This window comes from Paenibacillus rubinfantis (assembly GCF_001486505.1).
GTDB classification, from domain to species: domain Bacteria; phylum Bacillota; class Bacilli; order Paenibacillales; family Paenibacillaceae; genus Fontibacillus; species Fontibacillus rubinfantis.
Genome location: NZ_LN909066.1, coordinates 39,509 through 59,233, shown reverse-complemented (window position 1 = coordinate 59,233; position 19,725 = coordinate 39,509). Strand labels below are relative to the sequence as shown.

Annotated in this window: 15 protein-coding genes and 1 pseudogene; 12 read left to right on the top strand and 4 right to left on the bottom strand. The window is 54.8% G+C overall.

What is annotated here, in order from left to right:
• Nucleotides 1-22 precede the first annotated feature (22 nt).
• The 5 genes from BN3277_RS17770 to BN3277_RS17750 all read left to right on the top strand — a co-directional run bounded on the left by BN3277_RS17770 (nt 23) and on the right by BN3277_RS17750 (nt 6,369).
• A complete protein-coding gene (locus BN3277_RS17770) occupies nt 23-1,210 on the top strand; it encodes an acetyl-CoA C-acyltransferase (RefSeq protein WP_059045020.1) in 1,188 nt (395 codons plus the stop codon).
• A 17-nt stretch (nt 1,211-1,227) separates the two neighbouring features.
• A complete protein-coding gene (locus tag BN3277_RS17765) occupies nt 1,228-3,012 on the top strand; it encodes an acyl-CoA dehydrogenase family protein (protein ID WP_059045018.1) in 1,785 nt (594 codons plus the stop codon).
• Between the two features lie 26 nt (nt 3,013-3,038).
• Nucleotides 3,039-4,727 (top strand): long-chain-fatty-acid--CoA ligase, encoded by a 1,689-nt coding sequence (locus BN3277_RS17760; protein WP_059045016.1) that lies wholly within the window; start codon nt 3,039-3,041, stop codon nt 4,725-4,727.
• Between the two features lie 65 nt (nt 4,728-4,792).
• Nucleotides 4,793-5,209, top strand: a complete 417-nt coding sequence (locus tag BN3277_RS17755) for a PaaI family thioesterase (RefSeq protein ID WP_082691517.1) — start codon at nt 4,793-4,795, stop codon at nt 5,207-5,209.
• An 83-nt stretch (nt 5,210-5,292) separates the two neighbouring features.
• Entirely contained in the window at nt 5,293-6,369 is a 1,077-nt protein-coding gene (locus tag BN3277_RS17750; protein WP_059045014.1) for a glycosyltransferase family 4 protein, read from the top strand.
• A 67-nt stretch (nt 6,370-6,436) separates the two neighbouring features.
• On the opposite strand, the gene BN3277_RS17745 is transcribed toward BN3277_RS17750, so the two are convergent.
• Nucleotides 6,437-7,207: a YheC/YheD family protein gene (locus tag BN3277_RS17745; RefSeq protein ID WP_059045012.1), complete on the bottom strand. Its 771-nt coding sequence runs from the start codon at nt 7,205-7,207 to the stop codon at nt 6,437-6,439.
• A gap of 164 nt (nt 7,208-7,371) precedes the next feature.
• On the opposite strand from BN3277_RS17745, the gene BN3277_RS17740 reads away from it, so the two are divergent.
• From BN3277_RS17740 to BN3277_RS17720, 5 genes are all read left to right on the top strand, one after another.
• Nucleotides 7,372-7,839: a MarR family winged helix-turn-helix transcriptional regulator gene (locus BN3277_RS17740; protein WP_059045010.1), complete on the top strand. Its 468-nt coding sequence runs from the start codon at nt 7,372-7,374 to the stop codon at nt 7,837-7,839.
• Between the two features lie 30 nt (nt 7,840-7,869).
• Complete coding sequence (locus BN3277_RS17735) at nt 7,870-9,159, top strand: MFS transporter (protein WP_059045008.1); 1,290 nt, start codon at nt 7,870-7,872, stop codon at nt 9,157-9,159.
• Nucleotides 9,160-9,268: 109 nt separating this feature from the next.
• A complete protein-coding gene (locus BN3277_RS17730; protein ID WP_059045005.1) occupies nt 9,269-10,828 on the top strand; it encodes a spore germination protein in 1,560 nt (519 codons plus the stop codon).
• Between the two features lie 11 nt (nt 10,829-10,839).
• The gene (locus BN3277_RS17725) at nt 10,840-12,081 is read left to right on the top strand and encodes a Ger(x)C family spore germination protein (RefSeq protein ID WP_059045004.1); all 1,242 of its coding nucleotides are present in this window, start codon (nt 10,840-10,842) and stop codon (nt 12,079-12,081) included.
• Between the two features lie 26 nt (nt 12,082-12,107).
• The gene (locus BN3277_RS17720) at nt 12,108-13,214 is read left to right on the top strand and encodes a GerAB/ArcD/ProY family transporter (protein ID WP_059047293.1); all 1,107 of its coding nucleotides are present in this window, start codon (nt 12,108-12,110) and stop codon (nt 13,212-13,214) included.
• 32 nt (nt 13,215-13,246) lie between these two features.
• Here the strand turns inward: BN3277_RS17720 and BN3277_RS17715 are convergent, their stop codons facing one another.
• Both BN3277_RS17715 and BN3277_RS25825 read right to left on the bottom strand, forming a co-directional pair.
• Nucleotides 13,247-14,104: an SDR family oxidoreductase gene (locus BN3277_RS17715; protein ID WP_059045002.1), complete on the bottom strand. Its 858-nt coding sequence runs from the start codon at nt 14,102-14,104 to the stop codon at nt 13,247-13,249.
• Between the two features lie 148 nt (nt 14,105-14,252).
• Entirely contained in the window at nt 14,253-14,429 is a 177-nt protein-coding gene (locus tag BN3277_RS25825) for a hypothetical protein (RefSeq protein WP_187380101.1), read from the bottom strand.
• A 311-nt stretch (nt 14,430-14,740) separates the two neighbouring features.
• Here BN3277_RS25825 and BN3277_RS17710 point away from each other — a divergent pair.
• Nucleotides 14,741-15,898: pseudogene (locus tag BN3277_RS17710) on the top strand (glycosyl hydrolase family 8); the annotation flags it as partial.
• A complete protein-coding gene (locus BN3277_RS26440) occupies nt 15,875-16,321 on the top strand; it encodes a discoidin domain-containing protein (protein WP_392396654.1) in 447 nt (148 codons plus the stop codon). The pseudogene BN3277_RS17710 and the gene BN3277_RS26440, both read left to right, overlap by 24 nt.
• Before the next feature lie 62 nt (nt 16,322-16,383).
• On the opposite strand, the gene BN3277_RS17705 is transcribed toward BN3277_RS26440, so the two are convergent.
• Nucleotides 16,384-19,713: a DEAD/DEAH box helicase gene (locus BN3277_RS17705; protein ID WP_059044998.1), complete on the bottom strand. Its 3,330-nt coding sequence runs from the start codon at nt 19,711-19,713 to the stop codon at nt 16,384-16,386.
• Nucleotides 19,714-19,725: the final 12 nt, after the last annotated feature.

Here is a 19,725-nt window from a genome sequence, read left to right as displayed (position 1 = left end):
TCGAGGGGAGAGTGAGTCTACGATGAAAGAAGCTGTAATCGTATCAACCGCCCGAACGGCGGTGGGCCGAGCCAAGAAGGGCAGCCTAACCCAAACGCGCGCCGACGATTTGGGCAAAATCGTGTTGGATGCGGTGGTGGAGCGTACCCCCGGGCTAAGCAAAGCGGAGGTGGAGGACATCATTATCGGCTGCGCGATGCCGGAAGGCGAGCAGGGGCTGAATTTCGCGCGCATTATGGCGTTATATGCCGGGTTTCCGGTGACGGTGCCAGCCCTTACCATCAATCGCTTCTGCTCGTCCGGACTGCAGTCGATCGCTTTTGCAGCGGAGCGGATCATGCTTGGTCAGGCCGACGTGCTGATCGCCGGCGGCGTGGAAAGCATGAGCCACGTGCCGATGACCGGCTTTAAGGTATCGCCGAATCCGCAGATCGTTGCCGAGATGCCGGAGGCGTATATGGCGATGGGCCATACGGCGGAACGTGTCGCCGAGCGGTTTGGGGTGACCCGCGAAGACCAGGATCGCTTCGCCTTGGAATCCCACCGCAAAGCAGCCCAGGCGATCGCCGAAGGCAAGTTTAAAGAGGAGATCGTGCCGTTTGAAGCGGAGCAGCGCAGCCTCGATGAGCGCGGGAAAGTCAAGGTAAAGCGGTTTGTCTTTGACACCGACGAAAGCGTCCGCGGCGACACGACCCACGAGGCGCTAGCGAAGCTAAGACCCAGCTTTAAGCAAGGCGGTACCGTAACCGCAGGTAACTCTTCTCCGATGAATGACGGGGCGGCTGCCGTCGTCGTCATGAGCCGGGAGAAGGCGGAGGCGCTGGGGCTTCAGCCGCTGGCCACGTTCCGCTCCTTCGCCGTGGCCGGCGTCGAGCCCGAGCTGATGGGCGTGGGGCCGGTGAAGGCGATTCCGAAGGCGCTCTCGGCCGCTGGCCTGACACTGGATGATGTGGATCTGTTTGAGATCAACGAGGCGTTTGCTTCACAGTGTTTGCACGTTATCCGTGAGCTGGGCCTGGACGAGGACAAAGTCAACGTCAACGGCGGCGCGATCGCGTTAGGCCATCCGCTGGGTTGCACCGGCACGAAGCTGTCCATTTCGCTGATCCACGAGCTGCGCCGCCGGGGCGGCGGATATGGAGTGGTGTCGATGTGCATCGGCGGCGGCATGGGGGCGGCCGGCGTGTTAGAAGTTCATCCCATTAATTAAATGAAGGAGAGGATCGCATGAGCAACGAGACGATGGAGAAAATTGCCGGAGGCAGCTTTGTCATCGCCGACATCGATTACACCCGGATGGTGACGCCGGAGGATTTCAGCGAGGAGCAGCGGATGATCGGAGAGACGACGGAGGAATTCGTGAACTCTGAAATTCTCCCGCAGGACGAGGAGATTGAGCATCTGAGTTACGAGCTGACCGCTGATTTACTGCGCAAAGCAGGTGAGGTGGGGCTGCTTGGAGCGGATGTACCCGAAGCCTACGGAGGTATGGGTTTGGATAAGGTCAGCACGACGCTGATCAGCGAGCGGTTGACCAAAGCGTCCTCCTTCGCGCTTTCCGCCGGGGCCCATGTCGGGATCGGGACGCTGCCGATCGTCTATTTTGGGACCGAAGCGCAGAAGCAGAAATATTTGCCGAAGCTGGCGACGGGCGAGCTGCTCGCGGCTTATTGCCTGACGGAGCCTTCCTCGGGCTCCGATGCGCTGGGGGCGAAAACAACCGCGGTGTTGTCGGAGGACGGCACGCATTATATTTTGAACGGTACCAAGCAGTTTATTACCAACGCCGGGTTCGCCGACGTGTTTATCGTTTACGCCAAAGTGAACGGCACGGACTTCAGCACGTTTATCGTTGAGCGCAGCATGGAGGGCGTCAGCATCGGGCCGGAGGAGAAGAAGATGGGGATCAAAGGCTCCTCCACTTGCCCGTTGATCCTGGAGGATGTGAAGGTGCCGGTCGACCATCTCCTGTGGGAAGTGGGCAAAGGGCACTTGATCGCTTTTAATATCTTGAATATCGGACGTTTCAAGCTGGCCGCCGGATGCCTCGGCTCCTCCAAGGACGCGATCGAGTATGCCGCGAAATACGCCAACGAGCGCACCCAATTCGGGCAAAAAATCTCGTCCTTCCCGCTGATCGGCAAAAAGCTGGCGGAGATGAATACGCGCACGTTTGTGCTGGAAAGCATGGTGTACCGCACCGCCGGTCTGTTTGATGTCGGGTTGGCCGACGTGGATCATAACAGCGCCGATGTGGGGTATCAATCAGCCAAGGCGATCGCCGAATATCAGCTGGAATGCTCGATCAATAAAGTGTTTGGATCCGAGGTGCTGGATTTCGTTGCGGATGAAGGGGTGCAGATTCACGGCGGTTACGGATTTACGCAGGAATACCGAATCGAGCGGATTTATCGCGACTCGCGAATCAACCGGATTTTTGAAGGGACCAACGAAATCAACCGCCTTCTGATCCCCGGCAGCTTAGTGAAACGTGCAATGAAAGGGGAACTGCCGCTGCTTCCTGCCGCACAGAAGCTGCAGGCGGAGCTGATGGAGCCGATGCCAAGCCGGACGTTCGAAGGTACGCTGGAGGAGGAAGCCCATCTGCTGTCCATGTCCAAAAAAATCTTCCTGATGGCCGGTGCTCAGGCCGTACAGAAATATCAGTTGAAGCTGGAACGCGAGCAAGAGGTGTTGAGCCATTTGGCGGATATGATGATCGCCATTTATGCCATGGAGAGCGCGCTGCTTCGAACGCAGAAGCGGATTGCGCGTGCCGGTGAAGACAAAGCGGCGCTGCCGATTGCGATGACAAGTGCGTTCATCCACGAAGAGTTCGGTAAGATCGAAGCTTGGGCCAAAGAGGTATTCAGCTACATGGAGCAAGGGGATGTGCTGCGGACTCAGCTGTCCATTCTCAAGAAATTGACAAAGCGCTCGGCCGTGAATACGCTGTCATTAAAACGGCAAATCGCCGCCCAAGTGATCCAGGCGGAGAGATACGTTTTGTAAAATTTGCGAGGTTGGGAGGCAGGCGTATGACAAGGAAACCTTGGCTGAAGTTTTATCCCGCTGAAGTACCGCCCACCTATGAGTATCCAAAGCAGAATCTCGCTCATTTCCTGGAACTTTCCGCTGCCCGGTATCCCGAAGTCACGGCTCTGGAATTCATGGGAAAGAAAATGACGTATCGCGTTTTGCTGGAACAGACGTACCGGTTTGCGAATGCCCTGCAGAAGCTGGGCATTCGCAAGGGAGACCGGGTAGCCATTATGCTGCCGAACTGCCCGCAGGCGGTGATCGCTTATTACGGCACCTTGATGATGGGCGGCATTGTGGTGATGACCAACCCGCTGTATATGCCGAGAGAACTGGAGCATCAGCTGAATGATGCCGGTGCGCGGGTTATGGTTACACTGGATCCGCTGGTTGAACGCGTGCGGACGGCGACAAAGCTGCGCCCCATGGAATTTATCATCGCAACCTCGATCAAGGATTATTTGCCTTTTCCCAAGAATCTGCTATATCCGATTAAAGCCAAGAAAGAGGGGATGGCCGTCCATTTAAACTATACGGACCAACTGCTCGCCTTCCCGTCCTTTCTCACCGGAGGAAGTCCGGAACCCTGCCGCGTTGAAGTAAACCCTGAACAGGATTTGGCCCTGCTGCAGTATACCGGCGGAACAACGGGGTTTGCGAAAGGCGTTATGCTAACGCACATGAACCTGGTAGCCAATACGATTCAGAATCAGCTATGGTTTTACCGCTCCCGTATAGGGAATGAGAAATATTTAGCCGCTCTTCCCTTCTTTCATGTGTTCGGAATGACGGTGTTGTTAAATAAATCGGTCTCCTTAGGCGGAACCTTGCTGCTGCTGCCGCGTTTTGACATCCATCAGGTCCTGCAGGCGATCCATCACAAGAAGCCGACGGTGTTCCCCGGCGCACCCACGATGTATGTGGCTATCATTAATCATAAGGATATTGCAGGGTACGACTTATCCTCGATTAATGTGTGCGTAAGCGGTGCGGCTCCGCTGCCGCTGGAGGTTCAGAGCCGTTTCGAGGAGCTGACCGGGGGAAGGCTGATCGAAGGCTACGGCTTGACCGAAGCTTCGCCTGTCACCCACGCAAATAACATTTGGGGGACGCGGAAAAGCGGCTCGATCGGCATTCCTTTTCCAGATACCGATGCGATGATCGTTCAGCCGGATACGCTGGAAGAGGTTCCGGTTGGTGAAATCGGCGAGCTTGCCGTACGCGGCCCGCAGGTGATGCGGGGATATTGGAATCGTCCGGAGGAGACCTACAAGACGCTGCGCGAAGGCTGGCTGCTGACCGGCGACTTGGGACGGATGGATGAAGACGGATTCTTCTATATCCTGGATCGTCGCAAGGATCTGATCATTGCCGGCGGGTATAACATATATCCCCGCGAAGTCGAAGAGGTGCTGTTTGAGCATCCGGACGTGGAGGAGGCGATCGTGGCGGGGATATTCGATCCGTACCGCGGCGAGACCGTCAAGGCGTACATTGTGTTGAAGGAAGGTGCCTCTCCGGACGCCGAGGGAATCAAGCGTTGGTGCAAAGAGAAATTGGCTGCCTACAAGGTGCCGAAGGTTTATGAGTTCCGCGACAGTCTACCGAAGACGTTGGCCGGGAAGGTGCTGCGCCGGAAGCTTGTCGAAGAGGAGGAGGAACGTCAGAAACCGCCGCAAGCCAAATGATCGGACGTTTTGAAGTCCGCCGAAGACGAAATAACACGTCGATTAGAACGGGAGGTCACTCAATTATGAAAGCGGATTCAGAAGAGTTGATGCAGCGCTTGGAGCTATGGAATCAAGCCGCGGTTGGTTCGTTTGTCGATTACCTGGGCTGCCAAGTGGAGGAGGCGAATGAGCACAGGGTCGTGATGACCCTGGATATCCGTCCGCATCACCTGAATTTGATCGGCATTGTCCATGGAGGCGTCCATGCGACGCTGATCGATTCGGCTATGGGACTGCTGGCGATGATCGCCAAACCGGAGGCAAGCGTCGTCACGACAAATTTGAACCTGAATTATGTGGCCAAAGCCGAAAGCGGACGTATTACAGTAACCGCTGAGATGGTTCATGTCTCGCGCAAATCGGTGACGACGATGGCGTATGCCCGGATGGATCAAGGCGAAATCTGCGCTTTCGGCACAGGAACGTTTCGCGTCACCTGACAGCTTGGGTGGTTGCCCCGTGCAGGAGGCTCGCTTTGCGCATATGGTAAATAGACGTAAGCCATAGGGCAAGGAGGAGCCTCATGAAACTATTGATGGTGGCGCCCGAGCAGATTCCGGTTCCCGGCAGCGGCTCGGTCGAAATTAGCATGCTGGCCATTGCCAAACAGCTGGCGGTGAATCACTCGGTGACGCTGATCAGCCGAACAGGCCGAGGACTGCCGCATGTTAGCCGTATGGGTGGATTAACGATCGTTCGCGTGAAGACCGGCAGTCCCAGCCGATATATCTCATCCGTGTTGAGCTACGTTCGGGGACATCGGTATGATTTGATCCAAGTGGATAATCGCCCGCATTACATGGCCAAAATTAAGGCCGCTTTTCCGCATACGCCGGTAACGCTGTTTCTGCATTCGCTGACGTTCGTTAAACCGACGGCGCGGGTGAACGAAAGTCTTGGCAAAGCGGATTTGATCATCGCGAACAGCGAGTCGCTCAAATCGAGCTTAGCCGCAAGGTTCCCTCGTCATGCAAGCAAGCTTCGCAAGGTGCATCTCGGCGTCGACACCGGCCGGTTTAGACCGGAGGGGAGAGACCCTCGTTCGGGCGGCCGGTTCCGCGTGTTATTCGCCGGTCGGGTGATCCCGCGAAAGGGCGTTCCGGTGCTGATCCGGGCGGTTGGCCTCGCCCGGAAGGAATATGGGGCCATCGATTTAACGGTGATTGGCCGCGGCCGACCCGGCTATATGAACGAGTTGAAACGTTTGGCGCGAGCCAAAGGCGTTCCGGTGAAGTTCGCCGGAAAAGTCCCCCATCATGCGATTCACCGCAAGTACCGCACAGCCGACCTGTTTGCATGCCCTTCCCAGGAGCATGAAGCGTTTGGACTTGTGAATGTGGAGGCAATGGCTTCCGGACTCCCTGTCGTTGCCTCGGATATCGGCGGGATTGGGGAGATTGTCAAGCATGGAAGCAACGGTTATTTGGTAGGTGCGTATACCCGACCGGAAGAGCACGCCAAATGGATTTTAAAGCTGGCGCGGGATCGCGATTTGGCCGCAAGGATGTCCAAGCAAGCGCGGAAGGATGTCGTAGAGCGGTTTAGTTGGAAGCAAACTGCAAGCAAGCTGCTGGGAATGTATCGGCACTTTGGGGCTTGAACATACAAAAACCGGATGGAAGGCGCCAGAATGGCAGCGATTTCGTCCGGTTTTCATTTCACTGTCATTATTTATATTTGCCGTATGCCCGAGCGTATTTCATGATCGTACGGAAAATGCTCTTGTCCTTCAATCGGCGGAAGATGTAGGGATCCGGGGATGTGTTGACCTCTAGAATCCATGGCCGCAGCTTTTGGTCGAGCGCGACGTCGACCCCGATTTCGCGCAATCCGGGAAAACTAACTTTCAAATGATTCGCAATATCCTCGCCGAAGTTTTGCAGCATATTCATATAAGATTTGAGCCGCGGAGCTTTCAGATACGGGGAGAGCAGCTTCTCTGCCGCGACCAGCTTGCCGTCGCTGTGGTAGTTTGTCACGATCTTCTTCGGGTGCCCCAGTCTTCCAATGATGCCGGTCGTTTTCCAGACCTTCTGAGGGGTGCGCTGCACCATAACGCGCAGATCAAATCGGCGTTGATCATATCGAAGCAGGTCGATCCCCTGCTGGATGAGGTATTTGCCCCGCAGCTTGTGCTTGCGGATCGAAGTATACAACTCGTCAATCGATCCAAAGGAACGAACGGTTTTTTCAATTTGAAATTGGTAAGCTCCCTGCCGCTGGTTCGGCTTGAAGTCTACCCGCATGACTCCCTTTCCCCAGGTGCCGTTAACGGGTTTGACGTAGACCATTTTATGTTTCATCAGCATGTTCAGCAGCTGCTCTTTACTGAATCGGCGCGTTTCGGGGAGGTACGCCCGTAGCTCGCTGCTTTGCATCAAGGCAGCGTTTTTCTTCCATTTGTTGGTGACATGACGCGGGTGGCGTGCAGATTTCATAAGTGGATATCCCCTTCGCATTCGTATAGGGTAGTGTATTCCACCGTGATAAAAAGGGAGAAGATGATCACCTAATGAACCGGAAAATAGACAACGGCGGGTTTGACGCAATACGTTTGATCTCATATAATTGTCATGACAACTATTTAGGAGGGCGAAATGGCATGACGACGAACCATTCGCGAAACGAGCTGGCGGTCGGCTTTATCATGGGCGTCGCTTACCGAAAAATCGCTGCCTTGCTCCAGCACCGGCTAAAAGGATATGAGATCACGCCGGAGCAGTGGTCCGTGCTGAATCAAATCGATCGGGCGAACGGGCTGATCCAGAAGGAGATCGCGGATCGCACCGGAAAGGACAAGCCGACGGTCACCCGGATCATCGACCTATTGGAGAGCAAGGGGCTGATCTATAAGCAGCCGGGGAAGCAGGACCGCAGATCCTTTGTAGTTTACTGCACGGAGCGGGGGAAGGAGATCATTCGCGATACTACGCCAATTGAACAAGGCGTGACCAACGAGGTCAAGCGGATCATGAGCGGAGAGGAATATGATCTGCTGATGGAGCTGCTTCAACGGATCAATGTCCATCTCAGCGACCCCCAGATCGTCACAGGCGAAATAGAGAAATAAGAGAGATGGAAAAGGAGAGAAGACACCTACATGGCATTATCCTCAAATCAACAATCTGAATCGGAACGGCTTTGGACGAGATCGTTTATATCATTAACGATCTCTGCTTTTTTGTTGTTTTTAAATTTGCATATGCTGCTGTCTACGTTTTCGTCGTATGTCAAAAACGAGTTCGCGGCCAGCGATCTGCAGGTCAGTTTGGTGACCAGCGTGTTTGCCGGAGCGGCAATCCTTACTCGTTTCCTGGCGGCGGGGCTGCTGCGGAAAATGTCGCCGAACGTACTGTTGCTCGTCGGATTAGTCATCGCCGCCACGGCGACGGTGCTAAACAGCGTGGCGGGATCAGTCGAGGCCTTGCTGTTGGTTCGAGCCGTCTACGGGATCGGATTTGGCATTGGCAGCACGCTTCTGCCCACGTTTGCCTCGCGTATCATACCAATTCGGCGTATGGGTGAGGGAATCGGATACTTCGGGTTATCCAGCAGCCTGGCGATGTCGATCGGACCGATGATCGGCTTGAACGTCATGCGGGAGTATGGGTTTACCCCGCTTACGCTGATCGGGATGACCGCCGTCCTGATGATGTTTCCATTACTGCTGCTGACCCGGGCACTTCCGCCGATCCGTCCGGCTAAGCCAACCGAAAAAACCCATCACTCCTCGCAACAGCTTCAAGGGGAGGGGAGATCTAAAGCGAAGCAACGCCCGGCTTTTAATCGTGGACTCGTATTTCCAGCCTTGTTAAATATGATCCTCGCGATTACCTACAGCGGTCTCTTGAGCTTCATTGCATTGTTTGGCGAGTTTGTTCATTTGGAGCAGGTGGGATTGTTTTTCCTATTTAACGCGGTGACAATCGTTTTGATCCGTCCGGTTTCGGGACGAATCTTCGACACCAAAGGTCATGCCGCTGTGTTGATTCCAGCTGCACTTCTTGTCATTGCGAGCATGATGGTTCTGTCGTTTACGACAACGCTGCCGCTTCTCGTCCTATCGGCGTTGTTATACGGGCTTGGTTTCGGGGCGATCCAGCCGACTCTTCAAGCCTGGATGCTGCGCATTTCCAAGCCCGAGCAATACGGGGCTGCCAACAGCATGTTTTATAATTCCATGGATTTTGGCGTCGCTGTTGGCGCCGTTCTACTGGGGGCTATCGCTTCCCGAACCGACTACGCCGTGATGTACCGATATTCCGCAGGATTTATGGGGATGTTCTTGGCGTGTTATCTTGGGGTCCAGTTGGTGAAACAAACCCGATATTCCAAGCACAAGGCTCACATAAACGATACATCGTCTATAGATACACCAAGCTCCAGCTAATAGCTGGGGCTTTTTTTCTTGAGGTTGCCAACGGGGCATCCAGACGCATACAAAATTTGGATATGACACATATTACAAATTACAACTGCTTTAGACCCGGAGGCACGACATGAGAAGAGTCCATCGATACCGCCCTCATCTGATACAGAGGAAGAACAAAACGAAGTCCACCACGGGGGGGCTTAACGAAGCTGAGAACCGCCCGATCAACGGAACCCCGATCGATACGGTGGGATTCATCCAGGAAGCATTGGGAAGCAGCCCGGATATTCACATTCGCAAAATGGCAGGCGAGAAGCTTGTCGTCAGTTATATCGACAGCTTGATTGATCCCCAGTTGTTGAGCGAGCTAATGAGTAACCTTGAAGCCCTTATTCAGAAGGAAGTTGAGTCCATTTCGAAGGAACAGTTCGCAGATTCGATCCGTGCGGGAAGCGTGAAGCCGGCAAGTAACCAACGCGAGATGCTCGCCGGGATGCTGACCGGGGCGGCGGCTGTCCTGATCGACGGCTTGGAAGGGGCGATGCTCGTTTCGATCCCGGGAGGGGCTCGGCGATCTGTAGAGGAACCGTCTTCACAGACCGTGATCCGCGGACCCAAGGAAGGCTTTACGGAAGAAATCTCGACGAACCTGTCGCTGCTTCGCAAAAGGCTGAGAGCGCCGGAGCTGCGTTTGGAGAATCGAGTGATCGGCACGTATACGCAAACGCGGGTAGTCGTGGCTTATATTAAAGGGATCGCCCAGCCGTCCGTGGTGGAGGAAGTATTAAAGCGGCTGGATGCCATCGATACCGACAGCATTCTGGAGAGCGGTTATATCGAAGAGTTTATTCAGGACCGCGCGTTCACTCCGTTTCCCACGATATTAAATACTGAGCGTCCGGATACGGTGGCCGGGGCCCTTCTGGATGGGCAGGTCTCCATCCTGATCGACGGGACACCTTTTGCGCTGATCTGTCCGGTGACGTTCTTTAAGTTTTTCCTTTCCAGCGAAGACTATTATCAAAGGTACGATATTTCTTCGTTTTTGCGGAATATTCGGTTGTTCTCCTTCTTGGTCGCGATGCTGCTGCCTTCTCTGTATATCGCAGTCACGACGTTTCATCCGGAGATGCTCCCTACTACGATGTTGATCAGTGTTGCAGCCCAGCGCGAAGGTACGCCGCTTCCGGCGCTGCTGGAAGCGATGTTGATGGAAATTACCTTCGAGGTGATTCGGGAAGCCGGTGTACGTATGCCGCGAGTGGTAGGGCCAGCGATCTCGATCGTTGGGGCGTTGGTCCTGGGCCAAGCCGCGGTTCAGGCCGGACTCGTCTCCGCCGTGATGGTCATTATCGTCTCGTTTACGGCAATTGCCAACTTTGTCATTCCAACATTCGCCATGTCAGCAGCCGTACGTCTGATTCGATTCGGCCTTATGATTCTAGCGGGGACTTTTGGTCTTTACGGCATCCTGTCGGGCATAATCCCTCTGTTGATGCACCTGGTGTCGCTGCAATCCTTTGGCATCCCCTATTTCTTGCCGGTTGCTCCTCTAAACGGGCCCAATATGAAGGACGTGTTTATCCGTGTACCTTGGCCCAAAATGAAACGGCGGCCTGATTTTCTCAGCCCTGACAACCAGGTGAGGCAAGGTAAAAGCCCGAAAGGGAGCCAAAATGAAACTTAGGAGTGTGCGAGATGCGCCGTATCCTGCTATGCTGCGTTGCCGTCCTGGTATGCTTGACGGCGGCCGGGTGCTGGAACCGGACCGAATTAGATGAACTCGGCATCACCGCCGCTACCGGCTTTGACCGCGACGGTGATGATTGGGAAATGACGTATCAAGTGATCGTTCCGTCGGCAAGTGGGGCGAGTCAAGGCGGAGGAAGCGCCGGTGGCGGCTCCCAGCCCAGCGTGTACGTGTTTACGACGAAAGGCAAAACGATTCGCGAAGCCGCTGATCTAGGATACACGGAGAATCCGCGGCGTTTATATTTTGGGCATACAGAGATCCTCGTCATCGGGAAGGGTGCCGCCGAAACAGGCATCGAGCAAATTCTCGATGTGTATTTTCGTAACATCGATGCCCGAGAAACCGTGCTGGTTGCCGTGACGGACGGGAAGGCCAGTGAAATCCTGCGTAAAATGGTCCCTCCGGAAAAAATTCCGGGTACGGCTTTGGCCGAGCTTTTGCGTAAACAAGACAACAATTCTTCTTACTTTCCGGTCGTCAATGTATTTGAAATCGCTCAGAAGCTAGTCTCCGATGCACAAACGGTTGGCGTGCCGGAAATTATCGTTACGGACGGGAACGGCAAGGCGCTGGAATCGCTGGACGTGAATAAAACGACCTCGCCGCCCGTCAAAATGAAGGTTGAGCGGTTGGGCGTTCTTCATCTAAACCGGCTCGTGGGGTACCTTAACCGCGATGAGAGTTATGGCATCGCATGGCTGACGAATCAGGTTAAAGGTAGCACGATTTCCTTCTCCTGTTCCGGTGCGGACGCCAACAGCAAGAACGGAACCCTTCGCATTACCAGCGGCAAGACCAAGGTCACGCCGGTTCGCGCTGAAGAACAACATTACAATATGCGTGTGGAGACGGAAGCGAGCGGTAATTTGTTGATGGAATTTATGTGCCAGGAGGATTTATCCAAACCGGACAGTATCCGGGCCATCGAGAAGGCGGCGGCGGAGGAAATCATGAAGAAAATCCAGATGGGATGGGGAGCGAGCCAAAAGCTGCGGGTCGACTTGCCCGGATTCGCCGATAAAATCCACCGCAAAGATCCCAAAGCATGGAAGAAGCTGGAAAACAACTGGAGCGAGGAATTATCCAGGATTGAGCTGGACATTCACGTCAAGGTCAAGCTGGAGCGTCACGGATTGATCAAAAAATCGTTTGATACGTTGTTAAATCAGAACTCGGGTCAGGAGTGATCCGAAGGGAGGGGGGAATGAATTTTATGGAAATAAAAAAATGCAGACTCCCGGAGTTTATCTCCAGCTTTGCGTTGTTTGAAGTCGGAAGCACCACCTTATTTCAGATTGGTGCCGAAGCAAAGCAGGATGCCTGGCTGGTGCTGCTTCTCGCGGCGTTAGCCGGGCTGCTGCTCCTCCTGCTGCATCTGACCATCCATCACCTCGATCCCCAAAGGGATTTGTTCGAGTTATGCCAACTCTATTTCGGTAAAGTTGCGGGGACACTTGCCGGGAGTATCTTTGCGGCGTATTTCGCCTATGAAGCTTCGCGCAACTTGAGAGACTTAGGTGAACTGGCTTCTTATGTGCTGTTAAATCGAACCCCCATCGTGGTGATCATGCTGATCGCCGTCCTGGTGATCGCCAACAGTGTCAGATATGGGCCCCGGGTGGTGTTCCTGAGCTGCCTTGTCATGATCCCGTTTATCATCATAAGTTACTTAGTTCTCGTCTCGATGATTGCCGGCGTTGGCCTGATTCATTTCGAGAACATGCTCCCTGTGCTGGAGAATGGTCTTCAACCGGTGATGAAGAACGTTCCGAACGTCATCTCTTTTCCGTTTGGGCAGACCGTGCTGTTTCTGGTTTTCTTTCCGATGATCCATCAAGAGGGAAGCCTCCGCAGGTCGATCCTCATCACCTACGGAATCACGGCGCTGTTTCTGCTCCTCATTAATCAGATGAATGTTCTGGTGCTGGGGCCAAAGCTGGCAGAGACCGTAACCTTCCCGTTGTTGCAGGTTGTCCAGCAAATCGAATTAGTTGAGGTATTCGAAAGAATGGATATTTTGTTCGTGCTCGTTTTGTTTATCGGACTGGGAACCAAACTGGTTCTTTTCTATATTGGAGCCGTAGTGGGGGGCTCCCGGATCACCGGAACATCGTATAAGAAGTGGGTTATTCCATTTGGTATCGCCGTTTTAGGGATGTCGTTTGCTTCTCCTAATTTTACGCATCATCTGTGGGTAGGAATTGATCTGGTGCTGAAGTGGTATCCGCTCATTCAGGTCGGACTTCCGGTTATGCTGATCATCTTAATGCTGATTCGTAAAAATAAGAGAGGAGGGGAAGAAGAACGGCAAATCGCTTAGCACTTGAATCGCCTCCCCCCAAATCGCGAACGCTATTTGCCCTTCCGTGTTAATTCGGAGAGCCGATCCCATTCCTCTTCTGTAACTTCGGCCAGATCGTTGAACTGGCCGGCGCCTCGCAGCCATTCGCCGCCGTCGATCGTGATGACGTCACCATTGATGTAAGCTGCGGCGTCCGAAATGAGGAAGGCGGCCAAGTCCGTCAGTTCTTGCGGGCGGCCGGTCCGGCCAAGCGGGACGCGCCCCAGCATCTTCGCGGCCAGCTCCGGCGTTGGAGACAAGCGGGACCAGGCTCCTTCCGTCGGGAAGGGACCCGGCGCTATCGCCACCTGGCGGATCCCGTGTGGTGCCCATTCGACGGCCAGCGAGCGGGTTAGGGACAACACGCCGGCTTTGGCCGCCGCAGAGGGGACGACGTAACCCGAGCCGGTAGATGCATAGGTCGTGACGATATTCAGCATCGTCCCAGGTTGCCCGAGCTCGATCCAGCGTTTTCCAACCTCCAGCGTCATGTAGAAGGTCCCATGCAGCACAATGCCCAAAACGGCGTCAACGGCCCGGGGGGACAGGCGTTCGGTTGGGCTGATAAAATTGCCGGCCGCGTTATTGACCAGCACGTCGATGCTCCCGAAATGCTGCCATACCGCGTCGATGCAGGTCCGTACCTGCTCGGGATCGCGCACGTCGCAGCGCTGCGTGAACACCTCGCCGCCACTACCGGCCGTCATTTCTTCCGCTGCGCTGCGCAATACTTCCTCGCGGCGACCGCAGATGGCGACCTTGGCCCCAAGCTGCAGAAACCGTTCGGCCATCGCTCGGCCCAGTCCCGTCCCGCCGCCGGTAATCAGGATCGTTTTCTCCTTCAGCAGATCTTTTGCGAACGCTTCCATCTTTTCACGCCCCTCGATAGGTTTTTGGCTGCTCCTAACCAAGATATTCGACTGTCCGGTCGGTTATCCTGTTATATGCAGGTCCACGGGGGCACAAAAAAAGCAGGAACCCCTAAGGGCCCTGCGGACGGTTGCGTGAAAACGCCAATTATTTCGCGGAATCCGTGTCGGTGAACGGCACCGGTTTGGCTACCCATTCATCCGCTTCCGGTTCGATATCCACGCCGTTCTCGATTTTCTTCTTCTCAGCCAAGGAGTCGCCTTGCTGGTCCAGTTTATTGCGCAGCTCGGCTTCATCGCGGGCTTGTTCATTTTGGTGTTCCATGTTGATCCTCCTTATGTCGGTCTGCTATGTTGGTCATTTACCCTTCTTTAGGGTATCCCGATCGCGGCAATTACAAACCTTTTGTTTCAGGAGAGGTTGTCCGGTTTATTTTTCCAAAAAATTGTTATAAAATGCAAATAAGACATCCTTAGCGCTTCATTACCAGCATTTCTGAAAACGCTTAACGAAAGAGAAGGTTTACCACTTTCGCTTTAAGGAGGAATGAAATGATGCTTCGAAAGGTTTGTCTGTTATGGTTATGCTTGTTGGTTACCGCCTCTTTAGGGGCAGCTGGCCCGGCTTCTCCGGCTTCCGCCGCCGGTGAACTTAAGCCGTTCCCGCAGCAGGTCAGCTATCCGGGCGTATTGAAGCCCAGCCATGTGACCCAAGCGGCGATGAATCAGGCGGTTGTGGCCTACTACGATTACTGGAAATCGACCTATCTCAAAAATAACTTGGCTTCATTACCCGGCGGGTATTACGTGAAGGGGAATATCACCGGCGATCCCGATGGCTTTACGGCGCTGGGTTCCTCCGAGGGGCAAGGTTACGGGATGATCATCACCGTGCTGATGGCCGGATATGATCCCAATGCGCGGGCGATCTACGACGGGTTGTTCAAAACGGCTCGCGCATACAAGAGCAGTGGAAACCCTAACCTGATGGGCTGGGTTGTAGCCGACAGCAAAGCGGCCCAAGGGCATTTTGGCTCGGCCACCGACGGCGATATCGATATCGCGTACTCGTTGATTTTGGCGCATAATCAGTGGGGATCAAGCGGGGCAGTGAATTACCTGCAGGAAGCAAAAAAGATGATAACCGACGGAATCAAAGCCAGTTACGTAACAACCGGCTACCGGTTGAATTTGGGCGATTGGGATGGCAAAAATGCGCTGAATACGCGCCCTTCGGATTGGATGCTCAGTCATCTGCGGGCCTTTTACGAGGTGACCGGGGATGAGACATGGATCCACGTGATCGATAGTCTATACAACGTGTATCAGCAGTTTACGGCGACGTATTCGCCAAATACGGGACTCATCTCCGATTTTGTGGTTGGGAACCCGCCGAAGCCGGCGCCGGAATGGTATTTGGACGAATTCAAGGAAACCAATCAATATTCTTATAACGCCAGCCGGGTTCCGCTGCGCATCGTCATGGATTATGCTTTTTATGGTGATACGCGGGCTAAATCGCTTGCCGATATGATGGCCAGCTGGATCAAAGGCAAAACCGGCGGGAACCCGGCTCATATCAAAAACGGCTATAAGCTGGACGGCACGGCCTTTGGGGATTATGCCACCGCTGTTTTCGTAGCGCCTTTCATTTCCGCGGGAACGGTGAATTCCGCGAATCAAGCTTGGGTCAATGCCGGTTGGGACTGGATGAAGAACAAAAAGGAAGATTATTTCAGTGATAGCTATAATTTGCTGAATATGCTGTACATGACAGGGAACTGGTGGAAGCCCGGAGGCACACCGATACCGGAAGCGCCAAACCTGGCGCTTAATAAGACCGCCGTTTCCAGCACGGTCGAAGGCGTTGGATTTGAACCGGAGCTGGCTGTGGATGGCAACCAAATGACAAGATGGGCGAGCCGGGAAGGTTCCGATCCGGAATGGATCTATGTTGACTTGGGTTCGGTGCGGCAAATCAACGGCGTCAAATTGCGCTGGGAGGTCGCTTACGCTAAGCGGTATAAGATTGAAATCTCCACCGACAGCGGATCGCCGGAGCATTGGCAGGAGGTATATTCGACCGCAAGCGGGGACGGCGGCCTGGACGAAATTCCGCTGACACCGCAATCCGCAAGGTATGTCCGCATGTACGGCATCGAACGGGGAACTCCTTACGGCTATTCGTTGTACGAGTTTGAGGTCACGGGTCAATGAATCGAATAGGGGTTCGGGACCGATCAGTTGCTGGTCGGTCTCGAACCCCTATTTTTATGGAGCTAGATCATTAAGATTTCACGGATTTCCTGCTCGGTGAGTGCGGACAACGTTTCCTGCCCGGGCTTCAGCACCTCATCTACCAGGTGCTTTTTCTTCTGCTGCAGCTCGTACATTTTGTCTTCTACGGTACCTTGGGCCACCAATCGAATGACCTGGACGATATTTTTCTGCCCGATCCGATGGGCTCGGTCGGCAGCTTGCTGCTCAACCGCGGGATTCCACCATAAATCATACAGGATAACCGTATCCGCTCCGGTCAGGTTCAAGCCGGTCCCGCCGGCCTTCAGCGAGATGAGGAACAAGTCGCGTTCCCCGTCATTAAAGCGGGAGCATAGCTCCACCCGTTCGACCGCTGGCGTCTTTCCGTCGAGATAGAAGAAAGGCAGCCCCCGATAGCCCAGCTCCCGGCCAATCAACCCGAGCATCTCCGTGAATTGGGAGAAGATCAGCACACGTTTGCCTGCGCTTTGGCATTCCTCGATCATTTCCATCAGCTGGTCAAATTTGGCTGAACCGCCATCATAACCATCAACGAACAGCGCCGGATGGCAGCACAGTTGGCGCAATCGAGTCAACCCGGCCAGAATGCGAATACGGTTCTGCCCGAAAGTGTCCGCATCCAAATGCTTAAGCGTCTCCTGCTGCAGCTTAGCCAAGTAAGCAAGATAAAGCTTCTTTTGTTCTGGAAGCAGTTCTGAGGGCTGAAGCGATTCGATCTTCTCCGGAAGCTCCTTCAGTACATCGGTTTTCAGCCGGCGCAGGAGGAAGGGGCGGATGCGTTTAGCCACCGTCTCCCGGGACAAGTCATTAAACGCCTGGCGGCTCGGGAACAACTCGGGGAACACGGCGCTAAAGATCGACCACAGCTCCTCCAGCGAATTTTCCACCGGGGTACCGGTTAAGGCGAACCGATGTTTAGCCTGCAGGCTTTTCACCGCTTGGGCCGTTTGGCTGGCGTGATTTTTAAAGCTTTGGGCCTCGTCCAAAATTAACGTATGGAACGAAAGCTCGGCGAACTGCTCGATATCGCGGCGCAGCAGCGGGTAAGAGGTAATTACGACATCCGCTTGCGATGCCTCGCGTAATGTCCGTACCCGTTCGGCTTTACTGCCGTCGGCGATAACTGCTTTGATGTCAGGCGCGAATTTCGTCAACTCGTTTCGCCAGTTGTACACCAGGGAAGCGGGGGAGACGATCAGCGCCGGCTGCCCGGATTCGGCGATTTCCGGCAGCACCGACACGAGGAAGGCGATGCTTTGCAGCGTCTTCCCAAGTCCCATATCGTCGGCGAGGATGCCGCCGAAGCGGTAATGGGCCAACGTCTTGAGCCATTGATAGCCGTAGGCTTGGTAATCGCGCAACACATCAGAGAGATGCGGCGGCACCGGAAAATCCAGATTGCCGGGCTGCCGCAGGTTCTGCAGCAGCTCGCGGTACGCTTTGCCGAGCTTGACCGTTCCGCCTTGTCCTTGATCGTCCCGGATATGCAAACCGCGAAGCACCGGCAGCCGGAACTCCGGTCCGCGGATCTCGCTTTGACTCAGGCCAAATTCGTTCAGGAAACGGACGATCTCCTGGAACTCCTCGCTTTCCAGCGGCATCAGCGCGCCGTTGGGAAGCCGGTAGTACCGCCGCTTCTCCTCCAGCGCTTCCAGCAGGCCGCGGATCTCGGATTCGCCGATCCCGGTCATGCTGAAGCGAAACTCCAGCCAATCCGTACGCTCGTCCAGCTCGACGGAGATTTTCGGCGGACGCAGATCGGGAATCAGCCGAGTCTTCACGGCCGAGGTGGCGTAGATTTCCGCCAGTTTCTCCAGCTCGGGCATGACATGATAAAGGAACTCGTATTCCGCCTCCTCGTCGTCGAGGAAATAGGCGCTTTCCGTCCGCGCAAACAAGCCGGACTCCATCAAGTCCAGGATTTGCCGTTCCCGTTCACCGTCGCGCAGCAGGATCAAATCGGTTCCGCGCTTGGGTCCGTGCTCCTCCAACGGATTCAATACGATGTCGCCGTATTGAAATTCCAAGCCAGCCAGCAGCCGATCCTTCACCCGGTCAAGATAGACCCGGGCCTTCAATTGGGTCCGCACCATACGGCCGGCAACCTTCTCTTCGACGTGAACGTTCCCCAGCTTCATAAGTCCGGGCAGCACGCGTTCCACGAAGGGTTCAATCTGATCAGGCGAGATCAGGATATGCTGCTTCCGGGCGGTGGCGAGCATGTGCTTCATCTCGGCAAGCCGGCGGGTTTGCGCCGGCGGCCGCCGGATAAGCTTGCCTGCTGACAAAATCACCCCGTAGGCATCCATCACCGTAACCTCGTCCAGACCCTGGGCGGAAAATTGGTAACTATCGTCCCCGGCCTGACCGAGGTCAAAGCTTAGGGGCAGTGATTCGTCCGTCACCGTCAGTCCCGGCCATATCTGGCCGTCTTGTTCTAACTGCACGTTGGGCGCCTGAACGAGAAGAGGCAGCAGCCCGTCCCAGAAAAACGGCGGAATCGGCAGCAGCCGGTCGGAATGACCGTAGGATTTTGCTGTATAACCTCCCAGGCTCTCTTGGTACATCTGCTCATTACGCTGGATTTCCGCCAGCTTCTGCAGGATTGCTTCATCCTCAGGCCGAAAGCCGTGACGTTCCGGATCGTAGTTGAAATGCTTGGAGAAGCTGTAGGGCTCGCGGCGCGAGATTTTATCGAGAAAATCCCGGATGTTCTTAACGATGTAAAGGCGCTTCTCGCCAATCTTCAACTCCAGGCCAAATAGGTACTTGCGGTAGCCGTACGGCACCGGACGGAGCGTAAATTCCGCCTCCAGCGGCGTGCGTTGGTCGAAGATCATTCCGGTCCGCAGCGGAGGCTGGGCGTTGTCTTCGAACAAACGCATCATATCGCGGGCGATCCAGATATCGCGCGAGGGGATATCCCCGGCTTGTCTTCGCTGGATCACGCCAGGGGAGCTGTTCCAAGCATCCCCCGTTAGATTCAAATCGTCATCCTGATGCAGCAGCGACCGGGAAGGACGAACCGGCGGCTTTCCGCCCTGCAGCATGTCATGAATCCCCAGCAAGACGGCGGCGATATGTTTGCAATAGTTGTTATAGGAGTAGAAGGCCGGGCAGTTGCATTCCGCATGCACGTCGCCATGTTGATCGATCTGCAGCGAGACCTGATAATGGCCGGTTCCGGACACCGCCGCTTCATAGACCCTGGAGCCGTGATCGATTCGTAAGAAAGTGACTTTACCGGTCCGGTAATAGGCTTCACCGCGCTCGTAAGCGATTCGGCCGCATAATAATTTGATGACGCGCTGCGTTAACTGAAAGCTCATGGATGAATTCCT

Coding starts and splice junctions, on each gene's coding strand:
- BN3277_RS17745 (WP_059045012.1), bottom strand. CDS start 7,207: ATGAAATCTGCACGCCACCCGCGTCATGTCACCAACAAATGGAAGAAA.
- BN3277_RS17735 (WP_059045008.1), top strand. CDS start 7,870: ATGGCATTATCCTCAAATCAACAATCTGAATCGGAACGGCTTTGGACG.
- BN3277_RS17720 (WP_059047293.1), top strand. CDS start 12,108: ATGGAAATAAAAAAATGCAGACTCCCGGAGTTTATCTCCAGCTTTGCG.
- BN3277_RS25825 (WP_187380101.1), bottom strand. CDS start 14,429: ATGGAACACCAAAATGAACAAGCCCGCGATGAAGCCGAGCTGCGCAAT.
- BN3277_RS17760 (WP_059045016.1), top strand. CDS start 3,039: ATGACAAGGAAACCTTGGCTGAAGTTTTATCCCGCTGAAGTACCGCCC.
- BN3277_RS17750 (WP_059045014.1), top strand. CDS start 5,293: ATGAAACTATTGATGGTGGCGCCCGAGCAGATTCCGGTTCCCGGCAGC.
- BN3277_RS17725 (WP_059045004.1), top strand. CDS start 10,840: ATGCGCCGTATCCTGCTATGCTGCGTTGCCGTCCTGGTATGCTTGACG.
- BN3277_RS17765 (WP_059045018.1), top strand. CDS start 1,228: ATGAGCAACGAGACGATGGAGAAAATTGCCGGAGGCAGCTTTGTCATC.
- BN3277_RS17730 (WP_059045005.1), top strand. CDS start 9,269: ATGAGAAGAGTCCATCGATACCGCCCTCATCTGATACAGAGGAAGAAC.
- BN3277_RS17740 (WP_059045010.1), top strand. CDS start 7,372: ATGACGACGAACCATTCGCGAAACGAGCTGGCGGTCGGCTTTATCATG.
- BN3277_RS17755 (WP_082691517.1), top strand. CDS start 4,793: ATGAAAGCGGATTCAGAAGAGTTGATGCAGCGCTTGGAGCTATGGAAT.
- BN3277_RS17705 (WP_059044998.1), bottom strand. CDS start 19,713: ATGAGCTTTCAGTTAACGCAGCGCGTCATCAAATTATTATGCGGCCGA.
- BN3277_RS17770 (WP_059045020.1), top strand. CDS start 23: ATGAAAGAAGCTGTAATCGTATCAACCGCCCGAACGGCGGTGGGCCGA.
- BN3277_RS26440 (WP_392396654.1), top strand. CDS start 15,875: ATGACAGGGAACTGGTGGAAGCCCGGAGGCACACCGATACCGGAAGCG.
- BN3277_RS17715 (WP_059045002.1), bottom strand. CDS start 14,104: ATGGAAGCGTTCGCAAAAGATCTGCTGAAGGAGAAAACGATCCTGATT.